Genomic DNA, 21,270 nt, shown 5'->3' on the forward strand with positions numbered 1-21,270 from the left:
CGCCCCTCAGTCCAGCTTGGCGCCCACCGCACGCGCGATCGCGCCCAGGCGCTCCGTGTCGGCCTGTAGTAGCCGGGCCAGCGCCTCGGGGCCGGTGGCCTGCACCTCCACCCCCTGTTCGGCCATCGCCGTGCGCAGGGCGGGGCGGGAGGTGACATCCACCAGCGCCGCGCTGAGCTGGGCCAGGATCGGCGCCGGCACGCGCGCCGGCGCGAAGAAGGCGAACCAGGTGGAGGCGTCATAGCCCGGCACCGTCTCCGCGATGGCGGGCAGTTCGGGCAGGGTGGGGAGGCGACGCGGCGTGGAAATGCCGAGCAGCCGCACCTGCCCCTGCCGCCCGCGCGCAATCGCGGCATGCGCGCTGTCGAGATGCAGGTCCACGCGCCCGGCGATGAGGTCGGGCACCGGCGTGCCCCGGTAGGGCACATGCACCAGGCGGATCCCCGCCTCGCGCTGCAGCAGCTCCATCGCCAGATGGATCGGCGTGCCATTGCCCGGCGTGGCATAGGTGATGGCGCCTGGCCGGGCGCGCGCCGCCGCCAGCAGGGCGGCCATGCTGGTGATGTCGTTCTGCGGCCCCGTGGTCAGCACCAGCGGCACATGGCCGAGCAGGCTGAGCGGCGCGAAATCCCGCAGCGGATCGAAGCTGAGCTGCGGCATCACCGCCGGCGCCGAGGCGATCGCGGCCGAGGTGAAGAGGATGGTGTGGCCATCCGGCGCCGCCGTGGCGACGGCGGCGGTCCCGATGGTGGAGCCGGCGCCGGGGCGTGTCTCGATCACCACGGCCTGGCCCAGCGCCTCGGCGAGGGGTGTCACGATCATGCGCGCCACCACATCCATCGCCGCCCCTGGTGGGAAGGGAATGACGATGCGGACCGGCCGGTTCTGCAGGCTTTGCGCGCCAGCGCTGCCGGCCGAGGCCAGCGTGGCACCAGCGAGAAGGAGCGTGCGACGGTTGATGCTCATGACTTGTCCTCCGTCTTGCGGGGATGGTCGGGCGGAACCGGCGCGCGATAGGGCAGGCGCGAGCGGATCTTGGTCAGCGTCGGGCTGTCGCCGCTGCGGACATATTGCTTCGCCGCGTCGCTCGGTGGCTGCCAGTCCCAGGGCGGGCGGCGGCCATGGCCCAGCGCGTCGCGCAGCATGTGGCGGCGTGCCTGGCTCTCGCGCGCCGTCCGGTCCACGCGCGCCACGTCCCAATGGGTGCGGATCGCCGCGATCATCGCCGCGACCTCCTCGGCATGTTCCGGCAGCTTCGCGAGATCACGCGCCTCGTGCGGATCGGTCGCGAGGTCGAAGAGCTGGGGGCCGTGCGTCTCGCTCCAGATCATCTTGCGATGGTCGCGGCGCAGCATGAACCAGGGCTCGTCGCAGCCCTCGGCGGTGTATTCGCAGAGCACGTCGCTCGGCCAGTCGGGCGCCTCGCCGCGCGCCAGCGGTGCCAGGTCGTTTCCTTCGAAGGCGGTCTCGCGCGGCCCTTCCGCGGCCTGGGCGAGGATGGTGGGCGCCAGGTCGAGCAGCGAGGTGTTCTCCTCGCGCGAAATCCCCTCGGGCCAGCCCGGCCCCGCGATGATGAGCGGCACGCGCACCGAGCCCTCGAAGAGGCACATCTTGAACCACATGCCGCGCTCGCCCAGCATCTCGCCGTGATCGGCCGTGAAGATCACGATGGTGTTCTCATCGAGGCCGGCCGCCTTCAGCGTCGCCATGAGCTGGCCGAGCTTGTCGTCGATGTAGCTCGTCATCGCGTAATAGGCGTGGCGGGCGTCGCGCAGCCGGTCCTGCGTGATGTCGTGCTCGTCGCAGCGCGTCAGCAGGTAGTGGCGCTGGCTGCGGCCATCCTGTTCGTCATAAGGGATCGGCCCCACCGCCGGCATGTCGATCTCCGCCGGGTCGTAACGGTCCCAGTATTCCTGCGTGGTGACGAAGGGATTGTGCGGGTGCGTGAAGGAGACGGTGAGGAAGAAGGGGCGCTTGTCCTCATCCCGCGCGAGATCAAACAGCTTTCGGTTGGCGGCGAAGGCCACCTCCTCGTCATAGTCGAGCTGCAGGCTGCGCGTGCAGAGCCCGGCCTCCACCACGCCCAGCAGGCTCATCCGCGCGCCGGAGACGGGCGGGTTGGTCTGCCAGTCCGGCGTCCAGGTGAAGTCGGAGGGGTAGATGTCGGTGGTGATCCGCTCCTCATAGCCGTGCAGCTGGTCTGGCCCCACAAAATGCATCTTGCCGGCGAGGATGGTGCGATACCCTTCCAGCCGCAGGTGATGCATCAGCGTGGGCGTGGAGGAGGGGAAATCCGCGCCATTGTCGAAGGCACCGATGCTCGTGGCGCGCTGGCCGGTCAGCATGGAGGCACGGGACGGCGCGCAGATCGGGAAGTTGCAATAGGTGTTGCCGAAGACCGTGCCGCGCGCGGCCAGCGCGTTGATGTGCGGCGTCTTGGCGACCGTGTTGCCATAGGCGGGAAGCGCGCCCGCCGTCAGCTGGTCGGCCATCACGAGGATGATGTTGGGCTTGCGCATGGGGCGCTCCGTCATGGGATGAGGATGATCTTGGCGGCCGCGACGCGCCCGCCATCAATATCGGCCACCGCCTGCGCGCCCTCGGAGAGCGGGCGCGTCTCCAGCCAGTCCAGCGCGCCGAAGCGGCCCTCCACCAGCAGGGCGACGACGGTGCGGAACTCGGCCGGCGTGTAGCAATAGGTGCCGGTGAGCGTGATCTCCTGCAGCGTGATCCGCCGCACATCGAGACCATCCGCCCCCGGCAGAAGCCCGGCATGCACGATGACGCCGCCCGGCCGCGCGATGCGGCAGGATGCGGCGCGCGTGGCGGCGCTGCCGACCGCATCCAGGATCAGGTCGGCGCTGCCATCGGGCGGGCCGTCCTCGGGCGCGCGGGCCAGCGCGATGCCCGCGCGCAGCGCCGTCTCGCGCCGCGCCGGGTTGGGCTCGATCAGCCAGATCTCGCCGGCACCGGCCTGGCGCAGCACCAGCGCGGCGGCAAGGCCGATGGCGCCGCCGCCCAGCACGAGGCAGCGGGCTCCCGGCAGCGGCCGGCCCAGCAACCGCGCGCCGTGATGCGCCGCGTGGTAGGCGACGGCGATGGGCTCGGCGAGTGCGGCGTGCTGCGCTGGCATGTCCTCGGGGATGACGCAGAGATTCTCGACGGGCGCCCGGACCCATTCGGCGAAGGCGCCGGGGCGTGGCGGCATGGACAGGATCTCCCGCCGCGGCGAGAGATGCGGCCGCCCTTCCCGCGCGAAGGGGCAATCCATCGGCACCCAGAGCGGGTTCACCGCCACGCGCTGCCCGGCCAGCGGCCCGTCCAGCACGCGGCCCGCGGCCTCGTGGCCCAGGATGATGGGCGTGGGGCGGCGCGAATCATGGCCATGGATGGCGTGCATGTCGGAACCGCAGATGCCGACCGCCTCCACGCGCACCAGCGCTTCGCCCTCCATCGCGGCGGGTTCGGGCTCGTCGCGATAGACCAGCGTGTTGGGGGCGGTCTGAACGAGTGCCTTCATTTGGCGAGAAACCCTCCATCCACGGCCAGGATCTGGCCGGTCACATAGGCGCTGGCGTCCGAGCAGAGGAACACGGCGGTGCCGTGCAGATCCTCGAGCCGCCCGTTGCGGCCGATGCAGGTGCGCTCGGCCAGCGTGGCCGCGCGTGCCGCGTCGTTGAAGACGGGCGCCGTCAGCGGCGTCGGGAAGAAGCCGGGTGCCACGGCGTTGCAGGTGATGCCCTGGCCCGACCATGCCTCGGCGATGGCGCGGGTGAGCTGCGCGACGCCGCCCTTGCCCGCGCCATAGGGCGCGCTGTCGGGGAAGGCGCGGAAGGATTGCAGGGAGCCGATGTTGAGGATGCGCCCCCAGCCGCGCGCGGCCATGGCCGGCGCGAAGCGCTGCGTCAGCAGGAAGGGCGCGCGCAGGTGTAGCGCCATGTGCAGGTCGAAGGCCTCGGCCGTCACCTGCGCGAAGGGCTGGCGGAGATTCACGCCCGCCGCATTCACCAGGATGTCGGGCGCCACGGTGAGCGCGCTGAAGTCGCTCCGCGTCAGGTCGAGCGGCAGGGCCTCGGCCGCGATGTCCTCGGCGGCGAGGTCGGCCACCGCCTGGGCCAGCTCCGCCTCGCGCCGCGCAGCGAGGATGAGCCGTGCGCCGGCCAGACCCAGGGCGCGCGCGATGGCGAGGCCGATGCCGGAATTGCCGCCGGTGACGAAGGCCGTGCGGCCCTCCAGCGAGAAGAGCGGCGCCAGCCGGTTCATGCCGGGCGGACGCCCATGGCCAGGGTCCGCTCATCCATGCGCGCCTCCATCCTGAGGCCCGGCCTGGTCGCCCAGACATTGACGAGGTTGTAGAGCGGGATCACCGCCACATCCTCCGCCGCCATGCGGACCGCATCGCGCAGCATCGCCTCGCGCGCCGCATCATCCGTCGTCACCAGCGCGCGCTCGACGAGGCTGTCCATCGCGGGGTTGCTGTAGCGATGGTGGTTGAAGGTGCCCAGGCGCCGCTCGCGGCTGAAGGTTCCGATGACGCTCATCAGCGCGCCGAAGGAATCCGCCGCGGAGGAACCCCAGCCGATCAGGTGCATGGCGAACTCCTGCCGCGCGGCGCGCGCCGGGAAGGCGGCCCAGGGCAGCGCCACCACCTCGGTGCGGATACCGACGCGCGTCCACATCTGCGCCACCGCCTGGCAGGTGCGGCTGTCATTCGGGTAGCGGTCATTGGGCGTGTGCAGCGTGAGGCGGAAGCCCTGCGGGAAGCCGGCCTCGGCCAGCAGGCGGCGCGCCTGCTCGGGGTCGTAGGCGGGGGGCGGGACGTCGGGGTTGTGGGAGAAGGTGCCGGGCGGCAGCCATTGGCCGGCCGGGCGCGCCGTGCCCTCCATGACGCGCGTGGCGAGCGCCTCGCGGTCGATGGCGATGGAGAGCGCGCGGCGGACACGCACATCCAGCAGCGGATTGGTCGCGAGCGGCCGGCCCTCCGCATCGCTGACGAAGACGGGGTTTTCCCGCCGCGAGAAGTCGGGCGAGAGGAAGATCAGCCGCAGGCTCGGCGCCTCGGCGATGGCGACGCGCGCCTCACGCCGGAGGCGCGCGAGGTCGGCCGAGGGGACCTGATCGATCACGTCCACGTCGCCGGCGAGCAGGGCGGCGAGGCGCGCGCTGTCATTGGTGATCATGCGCGTGCTGACGCGCGCCCAGGGCTGGGGGCCGCGCCAATAGGCGTCATTGCGGACCAGCTCGATACGGTCCCCCGCGCGGAAGGAGACGAAGCGATAGGGGCCGGTGCCGATGGCCGCACGGCCGCTGTTGAAATCCTCGGTCGCCGCGCCGGTCGCGGCGTGGCGGGCGATGATGGCGATGAAGCTGAGGTCGCTCGGCATGGCCGGATGCGGGCGCTCGGTGTGCAGGCGCAGCGTGAGCGGGTCGAGGATCTCCACGCGCTGGATGGCGCGCAGGTAGATCGCGAAGCCGCCCGGGGCGTTCTGCACATTGGGCGCGCGCTCGATGGTGAAGGCGACGTCGTCGGCGGTGAAGGGGCGGCCGTCATGCCACGTGACGCCCGCGCGCAGCTTGAACTCCCAGACCGTATCGGAGACCAGGCGCCAGCTCTCGGCCAGGCCCGGGACGAGGCGGGCATCGGCCGTGCGCTCGGTCAGCCGGTCGAAGATGTGGGACGCGATGGCGCTGTTGAAGGAGGCGTTGAAGAAATGCGGGTCGATCGAGGTGACCGGCGCGCCGATGCCGATGGTCAGCACCGGGCCGGCCGATGCCTGGGCCGGGGCCGGGGCCTGGGCCAGGGCAGGGGAGGCCGCGGCGGCGGGCAGGGACGTGGCGGCGAGCAGGGCGCGGCGCGTGGTGTTGGGCATGGGAATTCTTCTCCTCATTTGGCGCGGATGGCCTGTCCCGGATTGGCCTCGGTGCGCCGGCCGTCGCGCAGGGTGCAGACGCCGCCGAGGACGACATGCGCGAAGCCCTCGGGATGCCGGAGCGGCTCGCGCACGCTGCTGAGATCGCGCACGCGTGCGGGGTCGAAGACGACGAGATCGGCGACCATGCCCGCATGCAGCCGGCCGCGATCGGCGAGGCCGAGGCGCGCGGCGGGCAGGGAGGTGATGCGCCGCACCGCCTCGGGCAGGGAGATCACGCGCTCGTCCCGCACGTAATGGCCGAGCAGCCGCGCTACCCAGCCATAACCGCTGAGGGAGCCGATGGTCTCGCCCAGCGGCCCGCGCGGTGTCAGCGCCTTGGTGTCGGACATGACCGCGCATTCGGCCTGTTCCAGGCAGAGGCGCACATCGGCGTCATCGAAGCCGCGCGAGGTCCACATGACGCTGTTGAGCGCCTCGCCCTCCGCCTCCAGCAGGTCGAGCGCCGCATCCATCGGCGTGGTGTTGCGGCGGCGGCCGATCTCGCTGAAGGACATGCCGACGAGTTCGGGATGCGCCCCCGAGCGCAGCAGCAGGATGTCGTCGAAGCGGCGCTCGGCGACGAGGCGCCACATGGGGCGCGGATTGTGCTTCATCGCCTCGCGCTGGGCCGGGTCACGCTGGCGGGCCAGCACGCCGCGCGGCCCGCCCTCCCGCGCCCAGGCGGGGAGGGAGGAGACGACGGAGGTGTGGTTCCAGTCATGCGGGATGATGTCGAAGGCGACATCCACATCCTCGCGCCGGGCGCGGTCCAGCAGCTCCAGCGTATGCGCCATGGCGTTGCGGGGTGCGCCGTATTTGGGCTGGATGTGCGAGATCTGCAGCCGCGCCCCCGCCTGCCGCGCCGTCGCCACGGCTTCCGTGAAGCCAAGGTCGTAATGCACATCGCGGTTGCGGACATGGGTGGCGTAGAGGCGGTTGTGGCGGGCGCAGACCTGGCAGAGCTCCACCACCTCCTCCATCGGCGCGATGTTGCCGGGGAAGTATTCGAGGCCGGTGGAGAAGCCGATGGCCCCTGCCTCGAAGGCCTGTTCGGCGAGGCGCGTCATCGCCTTCAGCTCGTCCGGCGTGGTGGGTTCCACGCTGTCGCATTTGATCGCCTGGCGGATGGCGCCATGGCCGACCATGGCCGCGACATTCACGCCGAGCGGCTGGGCGTCCAGCCGCGCCAGGTAATCGCCGAAGCTGCGCCAGGTGACCTCCACCCCCGCATCATGGAAGCCGATGAGCTGGCTGGGCTTCATCTCGCCCGTGAAGGGCGCGCAGGAGAAGCCGCATTGGCCGATCACCTCCAGCGTCACGCCCTGGCAGACCTGGCTGTCGGCCCGGCCATCCACCAGCAGCACGAAATCGCTGTGGGTGTGGATGTCGATGAAGCCCGGCGCGACGATGCAGCCCGTGGCGTCCAGCGTTTCCGTGGCATGGCCGAGGTCGAGGCCGATGGCGGCGATGCGGCCGTTCTTCACGCCGAGATCGGCGCGGTAGGCGGGGGCGCCCGTGCCGTCCAGGATCTCGCCTCCCGTGACCAGCACGTCGAACATGGTCAGGCTTTCCTTGCCGAGGCGAGTTCCTCGCCGATGATGCCGGTGATCACGCCGCATTCGCCCTCTGTCAGTGTGAGCGGGATGCGCATGTCGCAGAGGCGCTCCAGCACGGCGGCCGTCACGGGCGGGGTATGGGGGTCGCGCAGGAAGCCCCATTGGGCGGAGACGCTGGTATAGCCCTGGGCTTCTCTCGCGCCGAACCATTTGAGATACACGCCGCGGGCCCGGCAGCCCGCCAGGAAGCGCGCGAAGGCGCCCTCGTCCAGACCGCTGACCGCGAACTGGATGGAGGATTGCACGAACTCCTCCTGTTGCGGGCGATGCGGCAGGCGCAGACCGGGCAGCGCCGAAAGGGCCACGGCGAGGCGGCCATGGCGGTCATTCCAGATGCGTGCGCGCTCGGCGAGCAGGGCCAGTTGCGGGCGCGCGGCGGCGGCGACCAGGTTGGACATGCGCAGCGAGTAGTTGGGCGTGACATCGCGCCAGCGGGCGAACACCGCCTCCTCCGGCCGCGCGCGGTGCTGGCCGTAGAGCATGTAGCTGCCCGAATGCAGGATGGCGCGCGCCGCGACATCCGCGTCGTCGGTCGCGAGCAGTCCACCTTCGCCGCCATTGACGTGCTTGTAGGCCTGCAGGCTGAAGCAGCCGACCCGGCCGAAGGTGCCGGTGGGCTTGCCGGCCCAGTTCGCGCCCATGGTGTGCGCGCAATCCTCGATGACCGTGATGCCCAGGCTGTCGCAGAGCGCCATCAGCCGCGGCATGTCGGCGATGTGGCCGCGCATGTGCGAGAGCAGCAGGTGCTTTGCTCCCGAGGCTTCGGCCTTGCGGGCGAGGTCGTCGAGGTCGATGACGAGGTCGGGTGTCACTTCCACCAGCACATGCTCGGCCCCCGCATGCGCCACGGCGCCGGGCACTGGAGCGAGGGTGAAGGCGTTCATCAGCACGCGGTCGCCCGGCTTCACGCCGGTGCAGAGCAGCGCCAGGAACATCGCGCTGCCGCAGGAATTCACCGCCACCGCGTATCTGGTGCCGAGCAGCGCCGCGAACTCCGCCTCGAGCAGCGAAGCCTCGGAGGCGTCGCCCATCGTCTCGCCGTAGCGATGCAGCCAGCCCGCGCGCAGCACGCCCTCCACGGCCGCGATTCCGGCCTCGGGGATGGGCGGGGGCGAGGAAAGGTCGCGGTCCAGGCGCAACATCAGCTCTTCACCGGCTCGCCCAGGTCGAGATTGGCGCCCGGGAAATAGCGCGCGAGGCGGATATCGGCCGAGCGGGCATGCGCCTCCATCCCCTCCGCGCGGGAGATGCGGGCGGTGGCCAGCGCCACCTCGCGCGAGCCCTCCCGCGTCATCCTCTGCCAGGAGAGGGGCTTGAGGAACTTGTGCACCGAGAGGCCGGCGGAATAGCGCCCGGCCGCCTTGGTCGGCAGGATGTGGTTCGGCCCGCTCGCCTTGTCGCCATAGGCGACGGTCGTCTCCTCGCCCAGGAAGAGAGAGCCGTAGTTGGAAAGATTTTCGCGCCACCAGTCGAGGTCGGCCGCCTGCACCTGCAGGTGCTCACAGCAATAGGCGTCGGAGACCTGCACGGCCTCCTCCCGCGTGTCGCAGAGCACGACCTCGCCGAAGTCGCGCCAGGCCGCGCCCGCCGCGTCGCGCGCGGTGGGGGGCAGCGCCTCGATGAGGTGGGGGATGCGCGCCATCACCTCCTCGGCCAGGGCGCGGTCGGTGCTGATCAGCCAGCCGGGGCTTTCATGGCCGTGCTCCATCTGCGCGACGAGGTCCACGGCGACGATCTCGGCATCCGCCGTGGCATCGGCGATGACCGCGACCTCGGACGGCCCGGCGAAGACGTCGATGCCCACCTTGCCGTAGAGCTGGCGCTTGGCTTCCGCCACGAACTTGTTGCCGGGGCCGACCACGATGTCGGCCGGCTTGCCGGTGAAGAGGCCATGCGCCATGGCCGCGATGGCCTGTACGCCGCCCAGCGTCATCACGATATCCGCCCCCGCCGCGCGCAGCGCATAGAGCACCAGGGGATGCACGCCCTCACTGCCGCGCGGGCCGGAGCAGGCGATCACCGTTGGCACGCCCGCGGCCTTGGCGGTGGCCACCGACATGTAGGCCGAGGCGATATGCGCGTAGCGGCCCGCCGGCACATAGCAGCCCGCCACCTGCATCGGCACGAGCTTCTGCCCCACGACCACGCCGGGCGAGAGCTCGACGGAGAAATCCTGCACGCTGGCCCGCTGGGCGAGCGCGAAGCGCCGCACGCGGTCCACCGCGAAATCGATGTCCGCCCGGATGCCCTCGGGCAGGTTGGCAAGGCGGCGGTCGATCTCCTCGCCCGTCACGATGATTTCGCCGGTCCAGCCATCCAGCCGGGCGGCATGAGCGCGCACGGCCGCCTCGCCGCCGGCCGCGATATCGGCCAGCATGGCCTCCACCACGCCGCGCGCCTCGGAGGTGGTGTCCTCCGGCGTGCGGCTCGCGCGCTTGAGATGGGTGATGGCCATGGGCGGTGTCCTGCAAAAGGGGCGCGGGCCGCAGCCCGCGCCGTGCGGTTACTGGTTGAGCGCGAAGGCGCGCAACTGCGGGTTGTCGGCGATGCGGCGCAGCACGGCATCGGTGAGGTAGGCGGTGACCGGCGGCGCCGTCGGCACCGTGCCCACCTGCTGGAGGAACTCGCCCAGGCCCGCATACCAGCGATCGGCCTGGGAGGGTCCATTGGCGCGGGACATCAGGCGCAGCTGCTCCTCGAGCCCGAAGATGGGCCGCCGCGCCACCTCGGCGCGAAGCGCCGCCTCGGTCACGGTCACGCCGCCCGCCTGGTAGAAGCGGTTCATCACCTGGATGGTCTGGTCCGGATTGGCCTTCATCCAGGCGATGCCGCGCAGGATGACGGCCAGGTAGCGCGCCACCATGTCCGGGTTCCGGTTCAGGAACTCCTCACGCACGATGATGTTGCCGGGCACGATGGCGTCCGCATCGCTGCCGCTGCACAGCGGCACGGCGTTCATCCGCTCCTCCGCCGTGTAGATGTTGGGCGCCCAGAGGCCCGCGAGGCGACCCTCGCCGGTGGAGAAGGCGGAGAGGATCTGCGCCTGGTTCAAATTCACCACCTGCAGGTCATTGCGCGGGATGTTCCAGCGCCGCAGGCAGTTCTGCAGCACGTAGTCCACCGTGGTGTTCACCGTGATCAGCACGCGCTGGCCGCGCAGGCTGGCCGGATTGGCGCGGATCGCCTCCACCTGATCGCGCCGCGCCATCAGGACGTTGGTGGCACTCTCGTCGTTCGAGATGGCGATGGTGCGGATGTTGAAGCGCGCGGCCCCCAGCACGCCGGGGGCGGAGCCGGTGATGCCCACATCCCAGGTGCCGGCGGCGGCGGCGGCGATCTGCGGCGGGCCCGCGGGGAAGGAGGAGAAATTGGGCTCGATGCCCATCTGCCGCCACCAGCCCTGCTCGGTCGCGAGATGCAGCGGCACCATGGAATACAGGGCCGGCTGCATCGAGATGTTGAGCCGCGTGGTCTGCTGCGCCATGGCCGGCATGGCACCGAGTGCGAGTCCGGCCGCGACGAGGCCCCCCGTGAATGTCCTGCGAAGCATGTTGGTCTCCTCCTGCGTGTTCGGTTCAGTGATCGGCGGCGGCCTGTTCGCGCGCCTTGAGCAGCTTCCAGATCCGGCTGCGCATGTGCGTGAAGGCCGGCGTGTCCATGACCTCCTCGATCGGCATCGCCTCCCAGCCGCCCTCGGCGCGCAGCGGCTTGATGTCGATCGTCTCGATGATGCGGCCGGGCTTGCGGCCCATGACCACCACGCGGTCGGCCAGGTAGATCGCCTCATCCACCGCATGCGTGATGAAGATGACTGTGCGGGGGTTGCGGCGGGCGAGGCGCACCAGCTCCTCCTGCATCACGATGCGCGTCTGCGCGTCCAGCGCGCCGAAGGGCTCGTCCATCAGCAGGGCGGCGGGGTTCATCACATAGGCGCGCGCGATGGCGACGCGCTGCTGCATGCCGCCCGAAAGCTGGTGCGGGAAGCTGTCCTCATGGCCGGCGAGGCCCATCAGCTCGACATAGCGGCCGATGGCGGCATCGGCCTCGGCCTTGGGCGTGCCCTTGCACATCAGGCCGAAGCCGATGTTCTCGCGCACCGTCTTCCAGGGCATCAGCGCGAATTGCTGGAACACCACCGCGCGCTCCGGCCCCGGGCCGCGCACCGGCTTGCCGCCCACCTCCACCGTGCCGGTCGAGGGGAATTCGAGGCCGGCGGCCATGCGCATCAGCGTCGTCTTGCCGCAGCCGGAGGGGCCGACGATGGCGACGAATTCGCGCTCCTCGATGCGCAGGTCGGTCGTGTCGATCGCCAGGAACTCGCCGCCGCGGGGCAGGCGGAAGGTCTTGGTCACCGCCCTGAAGACGATCTCGCTCATGCAGTCTGGCCCCAACGCTTGCGAAACCATGCCTCGACGCCGCGCAGCGCGACATCGATCGCGAAGCCCACGACGCCGATGCCGATCATCCCGGCGATCACCACATCGGTCGCGAGGTTCCCCTGGCCCTGCACCATGAGGTAGCCGAGGCCTGCCCCCACGACGATCAGCTCGGAGCCCACCAGCGACTGCCAGCCGAGCCCGGCCGAGACGCGCAGGCCCGAGATGATGGAGGGCATCGCACCCGGCACCAGCACATGCTGGATCACCTGCCGGCCGCTGGCCCCCATGGTCTGCGCCGCCTCGACGAGGCGCGCCTCGACCAACCGGGCGCCGCGATAGGCGCTGATGACGCAGGGCGCGAAGGAGCCCACGAAGATGATCAACAGCGGCCCGCCGATGCCCGTGCCGAACCACAGCGCCGCCAGCGGCACCCAGGCCAGCGGCGCGACGAAGCGGATGCTGTCGAACAGGGGTGTCACGATCTCGTCCAGCAGCCGGTACCAGCCCATCAGCAGGCCGAGCGGGATGCCGATGGCGACCGCGATGGCCCAGCCCATGAGGAAGCGGCCGAGGCTCGCCAGAAGGTGGTCGGCATAGACGTGCCCTGCGAAGGGATTTTCCCATAGCCGGACCAGCGTGGCCCAGACGGCGCGCGGCGAGGGCAGGAGGTTGGCCGGCAGCCAGCCCGACCAGGCGAGCAGGCTCCAGCCGCCGAAGAAGAGCGCGAAGCCCGCCAGCGTCAGCAGCCAGAACTCGCCGAGGCCGAGGACGGTGCCGTGCGGGCCGAGGAAGTTGCGCTTCGCCATCAGACCGCCGGCCGCCAGTTGAGGACGCGCCGCTCGACCAGACCAAGCAGCCAGGTGGTGCCCGCGCCGCAGACGGCGACGGCCGCCATGCCCACCAGGATCATGCCCGGGTAGATGTCCTGCCCCGCGATGTTCAGCACGCGGCCCAGGCCGAAGAAGGCGCCCACCAGCTCGGCCGCCACCAGCGTGGTCCAGGAGGCCTGGAGCGAAAGGCGCAGCCCGGTGAAGATCATCGGCATGGCGCCCGGGATCACCACATGGCGCAGCACCTGCGCCGTCGAGGCGCCTTGGGTGCGGGCTGCGGCGATGAGGATGGTGTCCACCTGCCGCACGCCGCTGAAGGCGTTGATGACGGAGGGCACGAAGGCCGTCAGCCAGATGACGAAGACCTTGCCCGTGTCGCCCAGGCCGAACCAGACGATGGCGAGCGGGATCCAGGCCAGCGCCGGGATGGGACGGAGCAGCAGGAAGATCGGGTTGACCAGCGCCTCGGCCCGGCGGCTCCAGCCCATGAGCAGGCCGAGCGGCACGCCGGTGACGATGGCGACGGCGAAGCCGCGCGCGACGAGGCCCAGGCTGTGCAGCGCATGCTCGATCAGGGTGGCCCCGGCATAGCCGCGGCCGTTGATCTGCTGGAAGGCGACCCAGACCTCGGCAGGGGCGGGCAGGCGCAGCGGATTGAGCAGGCGCAGCCCCGAGGTGGCGAGCCACCACATTCCGAGCACGGCGAGCACCGTGACGGTTCCGACAAGGAACCCACGGGACGGGCGCGGCAGTTGGATGCGGGCGGGGCCTGCAGCCAAGGACATTCCTCCAGCTTTCGCGTTTCACGAAAGAATTTTCAAAATGCTTTCACCGGCCCTCGCGTGAGTCAAACGAAATAAGCGATTGCTTGTGAGGATCATGCTTGAAAAATTTTTCAGACGCGGCAGGATCACGCCATGAAACCGCGCCCCCGCCCGCGCCTCGTGGACATCGCGGCCGAGGCCGGCGTCTCCCTCGCCACCGCCTCGCGCAGCCTGGCCCAGCCCGACATCGTGAGCCCCGAGACGCTGGCCCGCGTGCGCGCCGCGGTGCTGCGCCTGGGCGGCCCGCGTGCGCTGGAACCAGCCCGTCCGGCCAGCGGCAGCGGCGTCGCCGCCATCGTGCCCACGCTCGACAACCCGATCTTCTCGCGCGCATTGCAGGCCATGCAGGGCGTGCTGAACGGCGCGGGGCACCACCTGCTCGTCGCCTCCTCCGACTACCAGCCCGAGACCGAGCTTGCCGTGCTGCGCGGCCTGCTGGCGCGCGGGGTGGAGGGGCTGATCCTCGTCGGCGCCCAGCGCCCGCCCGAGGCGTGGGAGCTGCTGGCGGCGGCCGGCATTCCCGTCATCCTCACCTGGTGCGCGGCGCCGGGCTTCGACGCGGTGGTGGTGGACAACCACGAGGCCGGGCGCATGGCGGCCGAGCACCTGATCGGCCTCGGCCATACGCGTCTCGGCGTGGTCTGCGGCCTCACACGTCACAATGACCGCCAGCGCCTGCGGCTCGAGGGCGTGCGCGCCGCGGTGGCGGCGCATGGGCTGGAGCTGCCCGACTGGCGCGTGGTGGAGCAGGAGTTCAGCCTGGCCGGCGGCCGGACCGGCTGCGCCGCCCTGCTCGCCCTGGCCGAGCCGCCGACCGCCATCATCTGCGGCATCGACCAGCTTGCGGTGGGCTGCCTGGTCGAGGCGCAGTCACGCGGCATCGCGGTGCCGGAGCGGCTCTCCGTCGTCGGCATCGACAACCTCGAGATGGCGGCGCATCTCTCGCCGCCGCTCACCACCGTGCATGTGCCGACTGCGCGCATCGGCGCCGAGGCGGCGGAACTCGTGCTGGCGCGGTTGCGCCGGCAGGCGCATGCGCGCCGCGTCGAGCTGCCGGTGGAACTGGTGATCCGCCGCTCCTCGGCGCCGCCCGGCGAGGGCTGAGGCGCGGTTTACAGCGCGGGGCCGGCCCCGCAGGATATGCGCCACGCCTCATCAAGGAAGCTCCGCATGACACCTCGTGCCCTTCGCCGCACCCTGCCCGGGCTGCTTGGCGCGCTGGCCCTCGCCGCCTGCGCGGGCCCGCCCCCGCAGCCCGCGCCCGCGCCGGACATGGTGGCCGCCCCCGGCTCGCTCTTCACCCTCTCGCCCGGCACGCCGGTGGATGGGAACCTCCGGCTCACGCTGCGGCGCGGGCAGCCCAACGCCACGGGCATCCTCGCCACCAATGGGGAGAACCTGCCGGTGACGGTCACCGGCCTCACGGTGGAGGGCGGCGGCGCGCGGGTGGATCTGCGCGGCCAGGTCTATGGCCTGCCGCGCGGCGGGTCCGATTTCCCGGGCACCTACCGCATCGTGGATGGCGGCAGCGGCTCGGCGGCGCTGACCGGCGGCCTGCGCCTGGGCAATGACAACCTCGTGCTCATCGTCATGCAGCCCCCGCGCGAGGGCATGGTGCTGGGCGTGGCGCCGGGCGGCGTGGTCACGCGGCTCGGGCGGTGATGCGCCGCCGCCTTGCCGGGCTGCTGCTGGGCCTCGGCCTGCTCGCGGGCTGCCAGAGCCTGACCGTGCCGATGAACCAGCCCCTGTCGCGGAACGCGGCGGGCGAGCCCGACTACGCGGCGAATTACGGCCTGGCCGGCGTCCTCGCGGGCGAGGTGGCGGGCCAGGGGCCTGCCGCGCGCAGCGACCTGCTGGTCTTCGTCACCTTCTCAGGCGGGGGCAAGCGGTCCTCCGCCTTCGGGCATGGCGCGCTGCGCGGCCTGCGCGCCATCCCGGTGCGGCCGTCGGGCGAGGCCGGCTGGACCCTGCTGGATGATGTGGACTACCTCGCCGGCGTCTCGGGCGGCAGCTTTCCGGCGGCGCATTACGGCCTGCACCGGGAGCGGCATTTCGAGACCTTCCGCCAGGATTTCCTGACGCGCGACATCAACAGCTACATCTTCGGCACCTACCTGCTGCCCTGGAACTGGGATTGGCTGGTGAATCCGCTGGTCGGCACCAATGACTACATGGCGCGCGTCTATGACCAGCTCATGTTCCACGGCGCCACCTTCGCCGATCTGCGGCGGCGGGGCGCGCCCATGGTCTCGATCAACGCGACCGATGTGGTGAACGAGACGACCTTCCCCTTCACCAACGGCACCTTCGGCCTGCTCTGCTCGGACCTCAACAGCTTTCCCGTGGCGCGCGCGGTGGCGGCGAGCAACGGCTTTCCCATCCTGTTCAGCCCGATCACGTTGCAGAACCACGCCGCGCAGTGCGGTGGCCGCCGGCCGCCCAACACGCCGCCGCATGCCTGGGCCGAGCCGGCCTCCGTCGCTTCCCGCCGCGCCGCGCTGGCCCGCCAGGCGGACCGCTACGCCAATGCGGAGGAGACGCGCTGGATCCACCTGATGGATGGCGGCATCGCCGACAATCTCGCGCTGCGCGGCCTGCTCGATTCCATCACCGTCACCACGCAGAACAGCCCCGTCTTCCGCGAGATCGCGCTGCGCACGCGGCGCATCCTGATCCTTTCGGTGGATGGCGAGGCGGCGCCCGACCGCTCGCTCGGCCGGCAGCGGGTGGTGAGCGGCATCGGCCAGGTGCTGAACGCCGTCTCCGGCACGCAGATCGACGCCTACAACTTCGAGACGCTGGGCCTCGCCACCGAGATGTCGCAGCACCTGGCGGCCGCCTTCCGCGAGGTGCGCTGCGGACAGGCGCGGGTGATCGCGGGCCGGCCCTGCGGCGATGTGCAGGGCGAGTTCGTGCATGTGGCACTTTCGGGGATTGATGACCCGGTCTGGCGGGCGCGGCTCGAGGCCATCCCGACCGGGCTGACCATCCCGGATGCCGATGTGGATGCGCTGGTCCAATACGGCGAGCAGCTGGTGCGCCAGCATCCGGCGATCCTCGCCATCGCGGCGGCCGCAGGTGGGCCGGCGCCGCCCGCGCTGGCGCGGGCCGGCAGGCGCCCGGCTTGGTAGCCGGTGCGGCGCCCCGCCCGGCACCGTCTCAGTAGTAGTTGTTGATCACCGTGGTGTTGGGCTGGCCCGCGGCCGCGACGCTCGCCGCGGCCGTGCCCACCGCCGCGCCGGCCGCGGCCCCCACCAGCGCGCCCGCCGCGAAGCTGCCCACCGGCGCGTGGTAGTAGGGCGCCACCACGACCGGAGCGCGCCAGGCCGTCGCCGGATAGGGGTGATACCCGCCGACATAGCCGTGGTAGGCGCCGCCATAGCGATAGCCGCCGCCCCAGTTCCCGCCGCCCGCATGCCAGGCGGTGCCGCCCGGCGTGACGCCGCCCGCCCGCCAGAAGACGAGTTCGAGGCCGGGCAGGGGCCCCGGGGCCTGCACATGCAGCCCATGCTTCGGCCCCGCATCGGCCGGCACGGAGAGGAGGCCGAGCGCGAGGGCGCCGGCGGCGAGGGGGATGATTCGCATCGGGATTCTCCGGGCTATGGGGTCAGCGATCCAGCCGGTGTTGCTGCACATGCCGCCGCCAATCGGCCAGGCTGCGCTCGCAGAAGGCGCGGTCCACCTCGTGCGAGGAGCCGGCGCCGAAGGAGGTGGCCCAGCGGAAGGCGGCGTTGGAGCCCATCTGCGCGATCAGGATGCTGTTGAAGGCGAGCAGCGCGGCCTGCGCGGCGGGGCGCTCGGCCTCGGGCATGCACTGGAAGGCGTGGCCAGCCATGAGGCCGAGATTGACGAGGCCGCGCTCCAGGTTCTGCTCGGTGAGCGGTGGTGCGGGGGTCTGGGCCACCGCGACGGAGGCCACCAGCAGAGACGACAACGCCATGCCCAGGATCTTCACCGGCTTTTCTCCTCACCCTTGGTTCAATGTCCCGGCCACAAGGCTAGGTCTGAGCCTCGCCGCCCGCAAGCGGCTTCGCATGACGATTCCTCACGGCAGCACGAAGCCCTGCACGAGGCTGGAGGAGAGCAGCGCCCAGCCATCCACCAGCACGAAGAAGATCAGCTTGAAGGGCAGCGCCACCACCGAGGGCGGCAGCATCATCATGCCGAGCGACATGAGGATGGACGCCACCACCATGTCGATCACCAGGAAGGGCAGGAACAGCAGGAAGCCGATCTCGAAGGCGCGCTTGAGTTCCGTCACGAGGAAGGCCGGCATCAGCGTGCGGAAGGGCGCGGCCTCGGGCGCGGTGGCCGGCAACCGGGCGAGCTGGTTGAAGAGGTTGAGATCGCTCTCGCGCACATTGGCGGCCATGAACTTGCGGAAGGGCTCGGCCATCGCGGTCAGCCCCTCCATCTCCGTGAGGCGCCCCTCGTTCATCGGCACGATGCCCTGGATCCAGGCCTGTTCCAGCACCGGCTGCATGACGAAGAAGGAGAGGAAAAGGGCAAGGCCGATCAGCACCGGGTTGGGCGGCACGCCCTGCGCGCCGATGGCGGTGCGCAGCAGGGCCAGCACGATGACGATGCGCGTGAAGGCCGTGGCCATCACCAGGATGGAGGGGGCGAGCGAGAGCAGCCCGATCAGCGCGGTGAGCTGGACCAGGCGCGCGGTGGCGCCGGGCTGGTTGCCGCCGAGGTCGAGCGAGACGGATTGCGCGACCGCCGCACCCGGCACCAGCAACACGGCGAGGAGAAGCAGCCACCTCATGGCGCGGGCGGCAGCCAGCCGAGAAAATTGTCACCCGTGGGGCCGGTCATCAGCAGCGCCTCCCGCCCGTCGCAGCTGACGAGGATGAGGCGCCGCCGCGCATCGAGGGCCACGGCCGAGCGGATGGAAAGCCGCCCGGGCTGCGTCGTGACCAGGCCGCGCCGCTGCGCGAGGTGCGCGGCCCCCCAGGCCAGCAGCAGCACGGCGACCAGCGCGGCGAGCGCCTGGAGGATGGGTTCGAGGGACATGCGCGGCCTCCTGCCGGCGCTGGAGGGAAGGGAGCGTCAGGGCCGCGGCAAGCAGAGGGAGAGCGCCTCCACCTCGCCGGCGAGGCGCAGCAGCGGCGGCAGCAGCGCATCGCCGGAATCGCCCGGCATGCAGGCGACGGCGGCGCAGAGCCGCGCGGCCTCGCGGTCGAGCCCGGCCAGGTCCACCTGGCGCCCGGCCAGCACCAGGGCACGGGCCATGGTGAGCGTCGCGTGCAGGCTTTCGATCGCGGCGAGCATGGCCGCGATCTCGAAGCTGGGCGGCGGGGTCTCGGCGTGGCGCTGGGACTTCGGCATGGGCCGAGGATGCGGCGGCGAAGGTTAAGACTTCCTCAGCACCCATCGCCCGCGAGCTTCAGGAAGTCTTAACCCCGTATGGTGTTGGCTGCCGGCATGGATGTGATCGGCAGCAGCCTTCTCTCGAACAGCCCCGTCTCGCTCGCGGAGCGTCGCCTCGCCTGGCTCGATGTGCGGCAGAAGCTGCTCGCGCGCAATGTCGCGAACGCCGATACGCCGGGCTTCCGGCCGAGCGACGCCGTGCCCTTCCAGGCGGTGCTGGCCCGCAGCCATGCCGCCGCCGGCCTGGTCATGACCGATGCGCGCCACATCATGCCCGCGCGCGCCGGGAGCCTCGCCGTCGAGGCGCGCCGCGTGACGGAGCGCACGCCCAACGGCAATTCCGTCTCGCTCGACGAGCAGGCGGTCCGCATCGCCGAGACCGACCAGGCGCATGCCCTCGCGATGGGGCTGCACCGCAAATACATCGGCCTGTTCCGCATGACGCTGGGCCGCTGATGCCCACCCCGACCGACGCAGGAGAATGATGATGGACCTTGATCGCGCCCTTTCCATCTCGGCGGCCGGCATGGCGGCCCAATCCAAGCGGCTGCGCGTGGTGGCCGAGAACATCGCCAACCGCGACAGCACCGGTCAGTCGCCCGGTGCCGAGCCCTATCGCCGCAAGACGGTGAGCTTCGCGAACCGGCTGGACCGCAGCCTCGGCGTCGAAACGCTGCGTGTGGCGCGCATCGGCCGCGACCAGCGCGACTTCCCCGAGCGCTTCGACCCCGGCCACCCGGCCGCCGATGCGCGCGGCTATGTGAAGACCCCGAACGTGGACAGCATGGTGGAGAACATGGACATGCGCGAAGCCAATCGCAGCTACTCGGCCAATCTGGCGGTCCTCGAGACGACGCGCGGCATGCTGCTGCGCGCGATCGAGACGCTGCGGTAAGGGGGGCGGAAGATGGTCGCACCGGTCATCGCGGCACCGAGCCTCGCCATTGGCGGGGCGGCCGCCGCCTATCGCGCCGCCATGGGCGGGGCCGAGGCGCTCAGCCAGGGTGCTGGCTTCGGCGAGGCGCTGAGCCGCGCCGCGCAACGCGCCATCGATGTGGGCCGCGGCGCCGACAGCGCCGCCGCCCAGGCGCTGACCGGCCAGGGCAGCGTCACCGATGTCGTCCTCGCCGTCTCGCGCGCGGAGATCGCCCTGCAGACCGCGACGGCGGTGCGGGACCGCGTGATCAGCGCCTACCAGGACGTGATGCGCATGCCGATCTAGCGGGCCCATCCCCGCTGGCGGCGCGCACCCGCAGGAGGCGGGGCCGCATGCTTGAACAACCCGTCGCCATGGCGATGCGCGAGGCGCTCTGGGTCAGCCTGCAATTGGCTGGCCCGCCCTTGCTCGTCGTGCTGGCCATCGGCCTTGCCGTCTCGCTGTTGCAGGCGCTGACGCAGATCCAGGAGGCGACGCTCGCCTTCCTGCCCAAGCTTGCCGCCATCGGCGGGCTGCTGCTGGTCATGGGCCCCTGGATGACCGGGCTGATGCAGGCCTGGTCCATCCGCCTGTTCGACCAGGTGATCGCCCTGGGCGGCCTGCCGTGACGCCGAGCCTCGCCCTGGCCGATGCCGCCCTGCTGGAGGCGCTGCCCGGCCTCGCCTTCCACGCCGTCCTGCTGCTCTGCCGCCTGGGCGCGGCCGCGATGCTGCTGCCGGGCCTGGGCGAGGCGGAGGTGCCGGCCACGCTGCGGCTGACGCTCGCCCTCGGCCTCGTGCTGGTCCTGCTGCCCGTGCTGGCGCCCGGCCTGCCCGCCATGCCGGGCGATGTGGCGGGCCTCGCGCGGGTGATCCTGATCGAGACCGGCATCGGCCTCTGGATCGGGCTGCTCGCGCGCTTCCTCGCCATGGCCCTGGCCCAGGCGGGGCAGGTGGTGGCGCTGCTGATCGGCCTCGCTTCGCCCTTGCAGGGGGACATGGTGCTGGGCGCCTCGGCCACCGCGCTCGCGCGCATGTTCGCGCTGGCCACCGCCGCGCTGGTGCTGGCGACGGGGCTCTACGAGATCCCGCTGCGCGCGCTGGTCGAGAGCTATGCCGTGCTGCCGGCGGGTCAGGGCCTGCCGGCCGGGGCGGCGGCCGAGACGCTGGCGCGCAAGGCGGCGGACAGCCTCGCCCTCGCCATGCAGCTCGCGGCACCCTTCGTGCTGGCGGCGATCCTCTTCAATGCCGGGCTCGGCCTGATCGCGCGCCTCGCCCCCCAGGCGCAGGTCTTCGTGGTGGCCGCCCCGGTGCAGATCCTGGGCGGCTTCCTCCTCATCATCCTGCTGCTGCCGGCGATCCTCGCCGTCTGGCAGGGCGCCATGACGCAGGGCTTCCTGCGGCTGCCGGGCGGCTGAACC

The 21,270-nt window shown here is 71.4% G+C and carries 25 protein-coding genes; 8 read left to right on the forward strand and 17 right to left on the reverse strand.

Features of this window, described 5'->3' with window-relative positions; genetic code table 11:
• Positions 1-6: 6 nt before the first annotated feature.
• Genes R9Z33_RS10325 through R9Z33_RS10380 form a run of 12 tightly spaced genes read right to left on the reverse strand, consistent with a single transcriptional unit; the run spans position 7 to position 13,429 of the window.
• Entirely contained in the window at positions 7-966 is a 960-nt protein-coding gene (locus R9Z33_RS10325; protein ID WP_318651210.1) for a Bug family tripartite tricarboxylate transporter substrate binding protein, read from the reverse strand.
• Positions 963-2,519 carry a choline-sulfatase gene (gene betC, locus R9Z33_RS10330; RefSeq protein WP_318651211.1) on the reverse strand — a complete coding sequence of 519 codons (1,557 nt, stop codon included), beginning with the start codon at positions 2,517-2,519 and terminating at the stop codon, positions 963-965. Before betC ends, R9Z33_RS10325 begins: the two co-directional genes overlap by 4 nt.
• Before the next feature lie 11 nt (positions 2,520-2,530).
• Positions 2,531-3,520 carry an alcohol dehydrogenase catalytic domain-containing protein gene (locus R9Z33_RS10335; protein ID WP_318651212.1) on the reverse strand — a complete coding sequence of 330 codons (990 nt, stop codon included), beginning with the start codon at positions 3,518-3,520 and terminating at the stop codon, positions 2,531-2,533.
• The gene (locus R9Z33_RS10340; RefSeq protein ID WP_318651213.1) at positions 3,517-4,263 is read right to left on the reverse strand and encodes an SDR family NAD(P)-dependent oxidoreductase; all 747 of its coding nucleotides are present in this window, start codon (positions 4,261-4,263) and stop codon (positions 3,517-3,519) included. The genes R9Z33_RS10335 and R9Z33_RS10340 overlap by 4 nt, the downstream gene beginning before the upstream one ends.
• A complete protein-coding gene (locus R9Z33_RS10345) occupies positions 4,260-5,870 on the reverse strand; it encodes an ABC transporter substrate-binding protein (protein WP_318651214.1) in 1,611 nt (536 codons plus the stop codon). The genes R9Z33_RS10340 and R9Z33_RS10345 overlap by 4 nt, the downstream gene beginning before the upstream one ends.
• A gap of 14 nt (positions 5,871-5,884) precedes the next feature.
• Positions 5,885-7,471: an N-acyl-D-amino-acid deacylase family protein gene (locus R9Z33_RS10350; RefSeq protein ID WP_318651215.1), complete on the reverse strand. Its 1,587-nt coding sequence runs from the start codon at positions 7,469-7,471 to the stop codon at positions 5,885-5,887.
• Between the two features lie 2 nt (positions 7,472-7,473).
• Positions 7,474-8,670, reverse strand: a complete 1,197-nt coding sequence (locus R9Z33_RS10355) for a DegT/DnrJ/EryC1/StrS family aminotransferase (RefSeq protein ID WP_318651216.1) — start codon at positions 8,668-8,670, stop codon at positions 7,474-7,476.
• Positions 8,670-9,983 carry a histidinol dehydrogenase gene (hisD, locus tag R9Z33_RS10360; protein ID WP_318651217.1) on the reverse strand — a complete coding sequence of 438 codons (1,314 nt, stop codon included), beginning with the start codon at positions 9,981-9,983 and terminating at the stop codon, positions 8,670-8,672. Before hisD ends, R9Z33_RS10355 begins: the two co-directional genes overlap by 1 nt.
• A gap of 48 nt (positions 9,984-10,031) precedes the next feature.
• The gene (locus tag R9Z33_RS10365; protein WP_318651218.1) at positions 10,032-11,078 is read right to left on the reverse strand and encodes an ABC transporter substrate-binding protein; all 1,047 of its coding nucleotides are present in this window, start codon (positions 11,076-11,078) and stop codon (positions 10,032-10,034) included.
• A 25-nt stretch (positions 11,079-11,103) separates the two neighbouring features.
• The gene (locus tag R9Z33_RS10370) at positions 11,104-11,904 is read right to left on the reverse strand and encodes an ABC transporter ATP-binding protein (RefSeq protein WP_318651219.1); all 801 of its coding nucleotides are present in this window, start codon (positions 11,902-11,904) and stop codon (positions 11,104-11,106) included.
• Positions 11,901-12,713 (reverse strand): ABC transporter permease, encoded by an 813-nt coding sequence (locus tag R9Z33_RS10375; RefSeq protein WP_318651220.1) that lies wholly within the window; start codon positions 12,711-12,713, stop codon positions 11,901-11,903. The genes R9Z33_RS10370 and R9Z33_RS10375 overlap by 4 nt, the downstream gene beginning before the upstream one ends.
• A complete protein-coding gene (locus R9Z33_RS10380; RefSeq protein WP_318651221.1) occupies positions 12,713-13,429 on the reverse strand; it encodes an ABC transporter permease in 717 nt (238 codons plus the stop codon). The genes R9Z33_RS10375 and R9Z33_RS10380 overlap by 1 nt, the downstream gene beginning before the upstream one ends.
• A 225-nt stretch (positions 13,430-13,654) precedes the next feature.
• On the opposite strand from R9Z33_RS10380, the gene R9Z33_RS10385 reads away from it, so the two are divergent.
• The 3 genes from R9Z33_RS10385 (at position 13,655) to R9Z33_RS10395 (ending at position 16,692) form a co-directional block, all read left to right on the forward strand.
• Positions 13,655-14,665 carry a substrate-binding domain-containing protein gene (locus R9Z33_RS10385; RefSeq protein ID WP_318651222.1) on the forward strand — a complete coding sequence of 337 codons (1,011 nt, stop codon included), beginning with the start codon at positions 13,655-13,657 and terminating at the stop codon, positions 14,663-14,665.
• A 66-nt stretch (positions 14,666-14,731) separates the two neighbouring features.
• Entirely contained in the window at positions 14,732-15,223 is a 492-nt protein-coding gene (locus tag R9Z33_RS10390) for a hypothetical protein (protein WP_318651223.1), read from the forward strand.
• Positions 15,223-16,692 carry a patatin-like phospholipase family protein gene (locus R9Z33_RS10395; protein ID WP_318651224.1) on the forward strand — a complete coding sequence of 490 codons (1,470 nt, stop codon included), beginning with the start codon at positions 15,223-15,225 and terminating at the stop codon, positions 16,690-16,692. The genes R9Z33_RS10390 and R9Z33_RS10395 overlap by 1 nt, the downstream gene beginning before the upstream one ends.
• Positions 16,693-16,720: 28 nt before the next feature.
• Here R9Z33_RS10395 and R9Z33_RS10400 read toward each other — a convergent pair whose 3' ends face one another.
• The 5 genes from R9Z33_RS10400 to R9Z33_RS10420 all read right to left on the reverse strand — a co-directional run bounded on the left by R9Z33_RS10400 (position 16,721) and on the right by R9Z33_RS10420 (position 18,892).
• Entirely contained in the window at positions 16,721-17,146 is a 426-nt protein-coding gene (locus R9Z33_RS10400; RefSeq protein ID WP_318651225.1) for a hypothetical protein, read from the reverse strand.
• Between the two features lie 22 nt (positions 17,147-17,168).
• A complete protein-coding gene (locus tag R9Z33_RS10405) occupies positions 17,169-17,516 on the reverse strand; it encodes a hypothetical protein (protein WP_318651226.1) in 348 nt (115 codons plus the stop codon).
• A 90-nt stretch (positions 17,517-17,606) separates the two neighbouring features.
• A complete protein-coding gene (fliP, locus tag R9Z33_RS10410) occupies positions 17,607-18,329 on the reverse strand; it encodes a flagellar type III secretion system pore protein FliP (RefSeq protein ID WP_318651227.1) in 723 nt (240 codons plus the stop codon).
• Entirely contained in the window at positions 18,326-18,577 is a 252-nt protein-coding gene (locus R9Z33_RS10415) for a hypothetical protein (RefSeq protein WP_318651228.1), read from the reverse strand. The genes fliP and R9Z33_RS10415 overlap by 4 nt, the downstream gene beginning before the upstream one ends.
• A gap of 36 nt (positions 18,578-18,613) precedes the next feature.
• Positions 18,614-18,892, reverse strand: a complete 279-nt coding sequence (locus R9Z33_RS10420) for a hypothetical protein (RefSeq protein WP_318651229.1) — start codon at positions 18,890-18,892, stop codon at positions 18,614-18,616.
• A gap of 96 nt (positions 18,893-18,988) precedes the next feature.
• On the opposite strand from R9Z33_RS10420, the gene R9Z33_RS10425 reads away from it, so the two are divergent.
• The 5 genes from R9Z33_RS10425 to R9Z33_RS10445 are packed head-to-tail and all read left to right on the forward strand — an operon-like array spanning position 18,989 to position 21,267.
• Complete coding sequence (locus tag R9Z33_RS10425) at positions 18,989-19,390, forward strand: flagellar basal body protein (protein WP_318651230.1); 402 nt, start codon at positions 18,989-18,991, stop codon at positions 19,388-19,390.
• Between the two features lie 31 nt (positions 19,391-19,421).
• Positions 19,422-19,829: a flagellar basal body rod protein FlgC gene (flgC, locus tag R9Z33_RS10430; protein ID WP_318651231.1), complete on the forward strand. Its 408-nt coding sequence runs from the start codon at positions 19,422-19,424 to the stop codon at positions 19,827-19,829.
• A 12-nt stretch (positions 19,830-19,841) separates the two neighbouring features.
• The gene (locus R9Z33_RS10435) at positions 19,842-20,156 is read left to right on the forward strand and encodes a flagellar hook-basal body complex protein FliE (protein WP_318651232.1); all 315 of its coding nucleotides are present in this window, start codon (positions 19,842-19,844) and stop codon (positions 20,154-20,156) included.
• 47 nt (positions 20,157-20,203) lie between these two features.
• Entirely contained in the window at positions 20,204-20,479 is a 276-nt protein-coding gene (locus R9Z33_RS10440; RefSeq protein ID WP_318651233.1) for a flagellar biosynthetic protein FliQ, read from the forward strand.
• Positions 20,476-21,267: a flagellar biosynthetic protein FliR gene (locus tag R9Z33_RS10445; protein ID WP_318651234.1), complete on the forward strand. Its 792-nt coding sequence runs from the start codon at positions 20,476-20,478 to the stop codon at positions 21,265-21,267. The genes R9Z33_RS10440 and R9Z33_RS10445 overlap by 4 nt, the downstream gene beginning before the upstream one ends.
• The last annotated feature ends 3 nt before the right edge of the window (positions 21,268-21,270 follow it).

Source organism: Sediminicoccus rosea (genome assembly GCF_033547095.1).
Classification (GTDB): domain Bacteria; phylum Pseudomonadota; class Alphaproteobacteria; order Acetobacterales; family Acetobacteraceae; genus Roseococcus; species Roseococcus rosea.

Excerpts from the sequence above, each read along its gene's own strand:
- R9Z33_RS10335 (WP_318651212.1), bottom strand. The coding sequence starts at position 3,520 with ATGAAGGCACTCGTTCAGACCGCCCCCAACACGCTGGTCTATCGCGAC.
- R9Z33_RS10435 (WP_318651232.1), top strand. The coding sequence starts at position 19,842 with ATGGTCGCACCGGTCATCGCGGCACCGAGCCTCGCCATTGGCGGGGCG.
- R9Z33_RS10365 (WP_318651218.1), bottom strand. The coding sequence starts at position 11,078 with ATGCTTCGCAGGACATTCACGGGGGGCCTCGTCGCGGCCGGACTCGCA.
- R9Z33_RS10390 (WP_318651223.1), top strand. The coding sequence starts at position 14,732 with ATGACACCTCGTGCCCTTCGCCGCACCCTGCCCGGGCTGCTTGGCGCG.
- fliP (WP_318651227.1), bottom strand. The coding sequence starts at position 18,329 with ATGAGGTGGCTGCTTCTCCTCGCCGTGTTGCTGGTGCCGGGTGCGGCG.
- R9Z33_RS10345 (WP_318651214.1), bottom strand. The coding sequence starts at position 5,870 with ATGCCCAACACCACGCGCCGCGCCCTGCTCGCCGCCACGTCCCTGCCC.
- R9Z33_RS10375 (WP_318651220.1), bottom strand. The coding sequence starts at position 12,713 with ATGGCGAAGCGCAACTTCCTCGGCCCGCACGGCACCGTCCTCGGCCTC.
- R9Z33_RS10340 (WP_318651213.1), bottom strand. The coding sequence starts at position 4,263 with ATGAACCGGCTGGCGCCGCTCTTCTCGCTGGAGGGCCGCACGGCCTTC.
- R9Z33_RS10395 (WP_318651224.1), top strand. The coding sequence starts at position 15,223 with ATGCGCCGCCGCCTTGCCGGGCTGCTGCTGGGCCTCGGCCTGCTCGCG.
- R9Z33_RS10325 (WP_318651210.1), bottom strand. The coding sequence starts at position 966 with ATGAGCATCAACCGTCGCACGCTCCTTCTCGCTGGTGCCACGCTGGCC.
- R9Z33_RS10425 (WP_318651230.1), top strand. The coding sequence starts at position 18,989 with ATGGATGTGATCGGCAGCAGCCTTCTCTCGAACAGCCCCGTCTCGCTC.
- R9Z33_RS10385 (WP_318651222.1), top strand. The coding sequence starts at position 13,655 with ATGAAACCGCGCCCCCGCCCGCGCCTCGTGGACATCGCGGCCGAGGCC.
- R9Z33_RS10355 (WP_318651216.1), bottom strand. The coding sequence starts at position 8,670 with ATGTTGCGCCTGGACCGCGACCTTTCCTCGCCCCCGCCCATCCCCGAG.
- R9Z33_RS10350 (WP_318651215.1), bottom strand. The coding sequence starts at position 7,471 with ATGTTCGACGTGCTGGTCACGGGAGGCGAGATCCTGGACGGCACGGGC.
- hisD (WP_318651217.1), bottom strand. The coding sequence starts at position 9,983 with ATGGCCATCACCCATCTCAAGCGCGCGAGCCGCACGCCGGAGGACACC.
- R9Z33_RS10420 (WP_318651229.1), bottom strand. The coding sequence starts at position 18,892 with ATGCCGAAGTCCCAGCGCCACGCCGAGACCCCGCCGCCCAGCTTCGAG.
- betC (WP_318651211.1), bottom strand. The coding sequence starts at position 2,519 with ATGCGCAAGCCCAACATCATCCTCGTGATGGCCGACCAGCTGACGGCG.
- R9Z33_RS10400 (WP_318651225.1), bottom strand. The coding sequence starts at position 17,146 with ATGCGAATCATCCCCCTCGCCGCCGGCGCCCTCGCGCTCGGCCTCCTC.
- R9Z33_RS10440 (WP_318651233.1), top strand. The coding sequence starts at position 20,204 with ATGCTTGAACAACCCGTCGCCATGGCGATGCGCGAGGCGCTCTGGGTC.
- R9Z33_RS10370 (WP_318651219.1), bottom strand. The coding sequence starts at position 11,904 with ATGAGCGAGATCGTCTTCAGGGCGGTGACCAAGACCTTCCGCCTGCCC.
- flgC (WP_318651231.1), top strand. The coding sequence starts at position 19,422 with ATGGACCTTGATCGCGCCCTTTCCATCTCGGCGGCCGGCATGGCGGCC.
- R9Z33_RS10415 (WP_318651228.1), bottom strand. The coding sequence starts at position 18,577 with ATGTCCCTCGAACCCATCCTCCAGGCGCTCGCCGCGCTGGTCGCCGTG.
- R9Z33_RS10380 (WP_318651221.1), bottom strand. The coding sequence starts at position 13,429 with ATGTGGTGGCTCGCCACCTCGGGGCTGCGCCTGCTCAATCCGCTGCGC.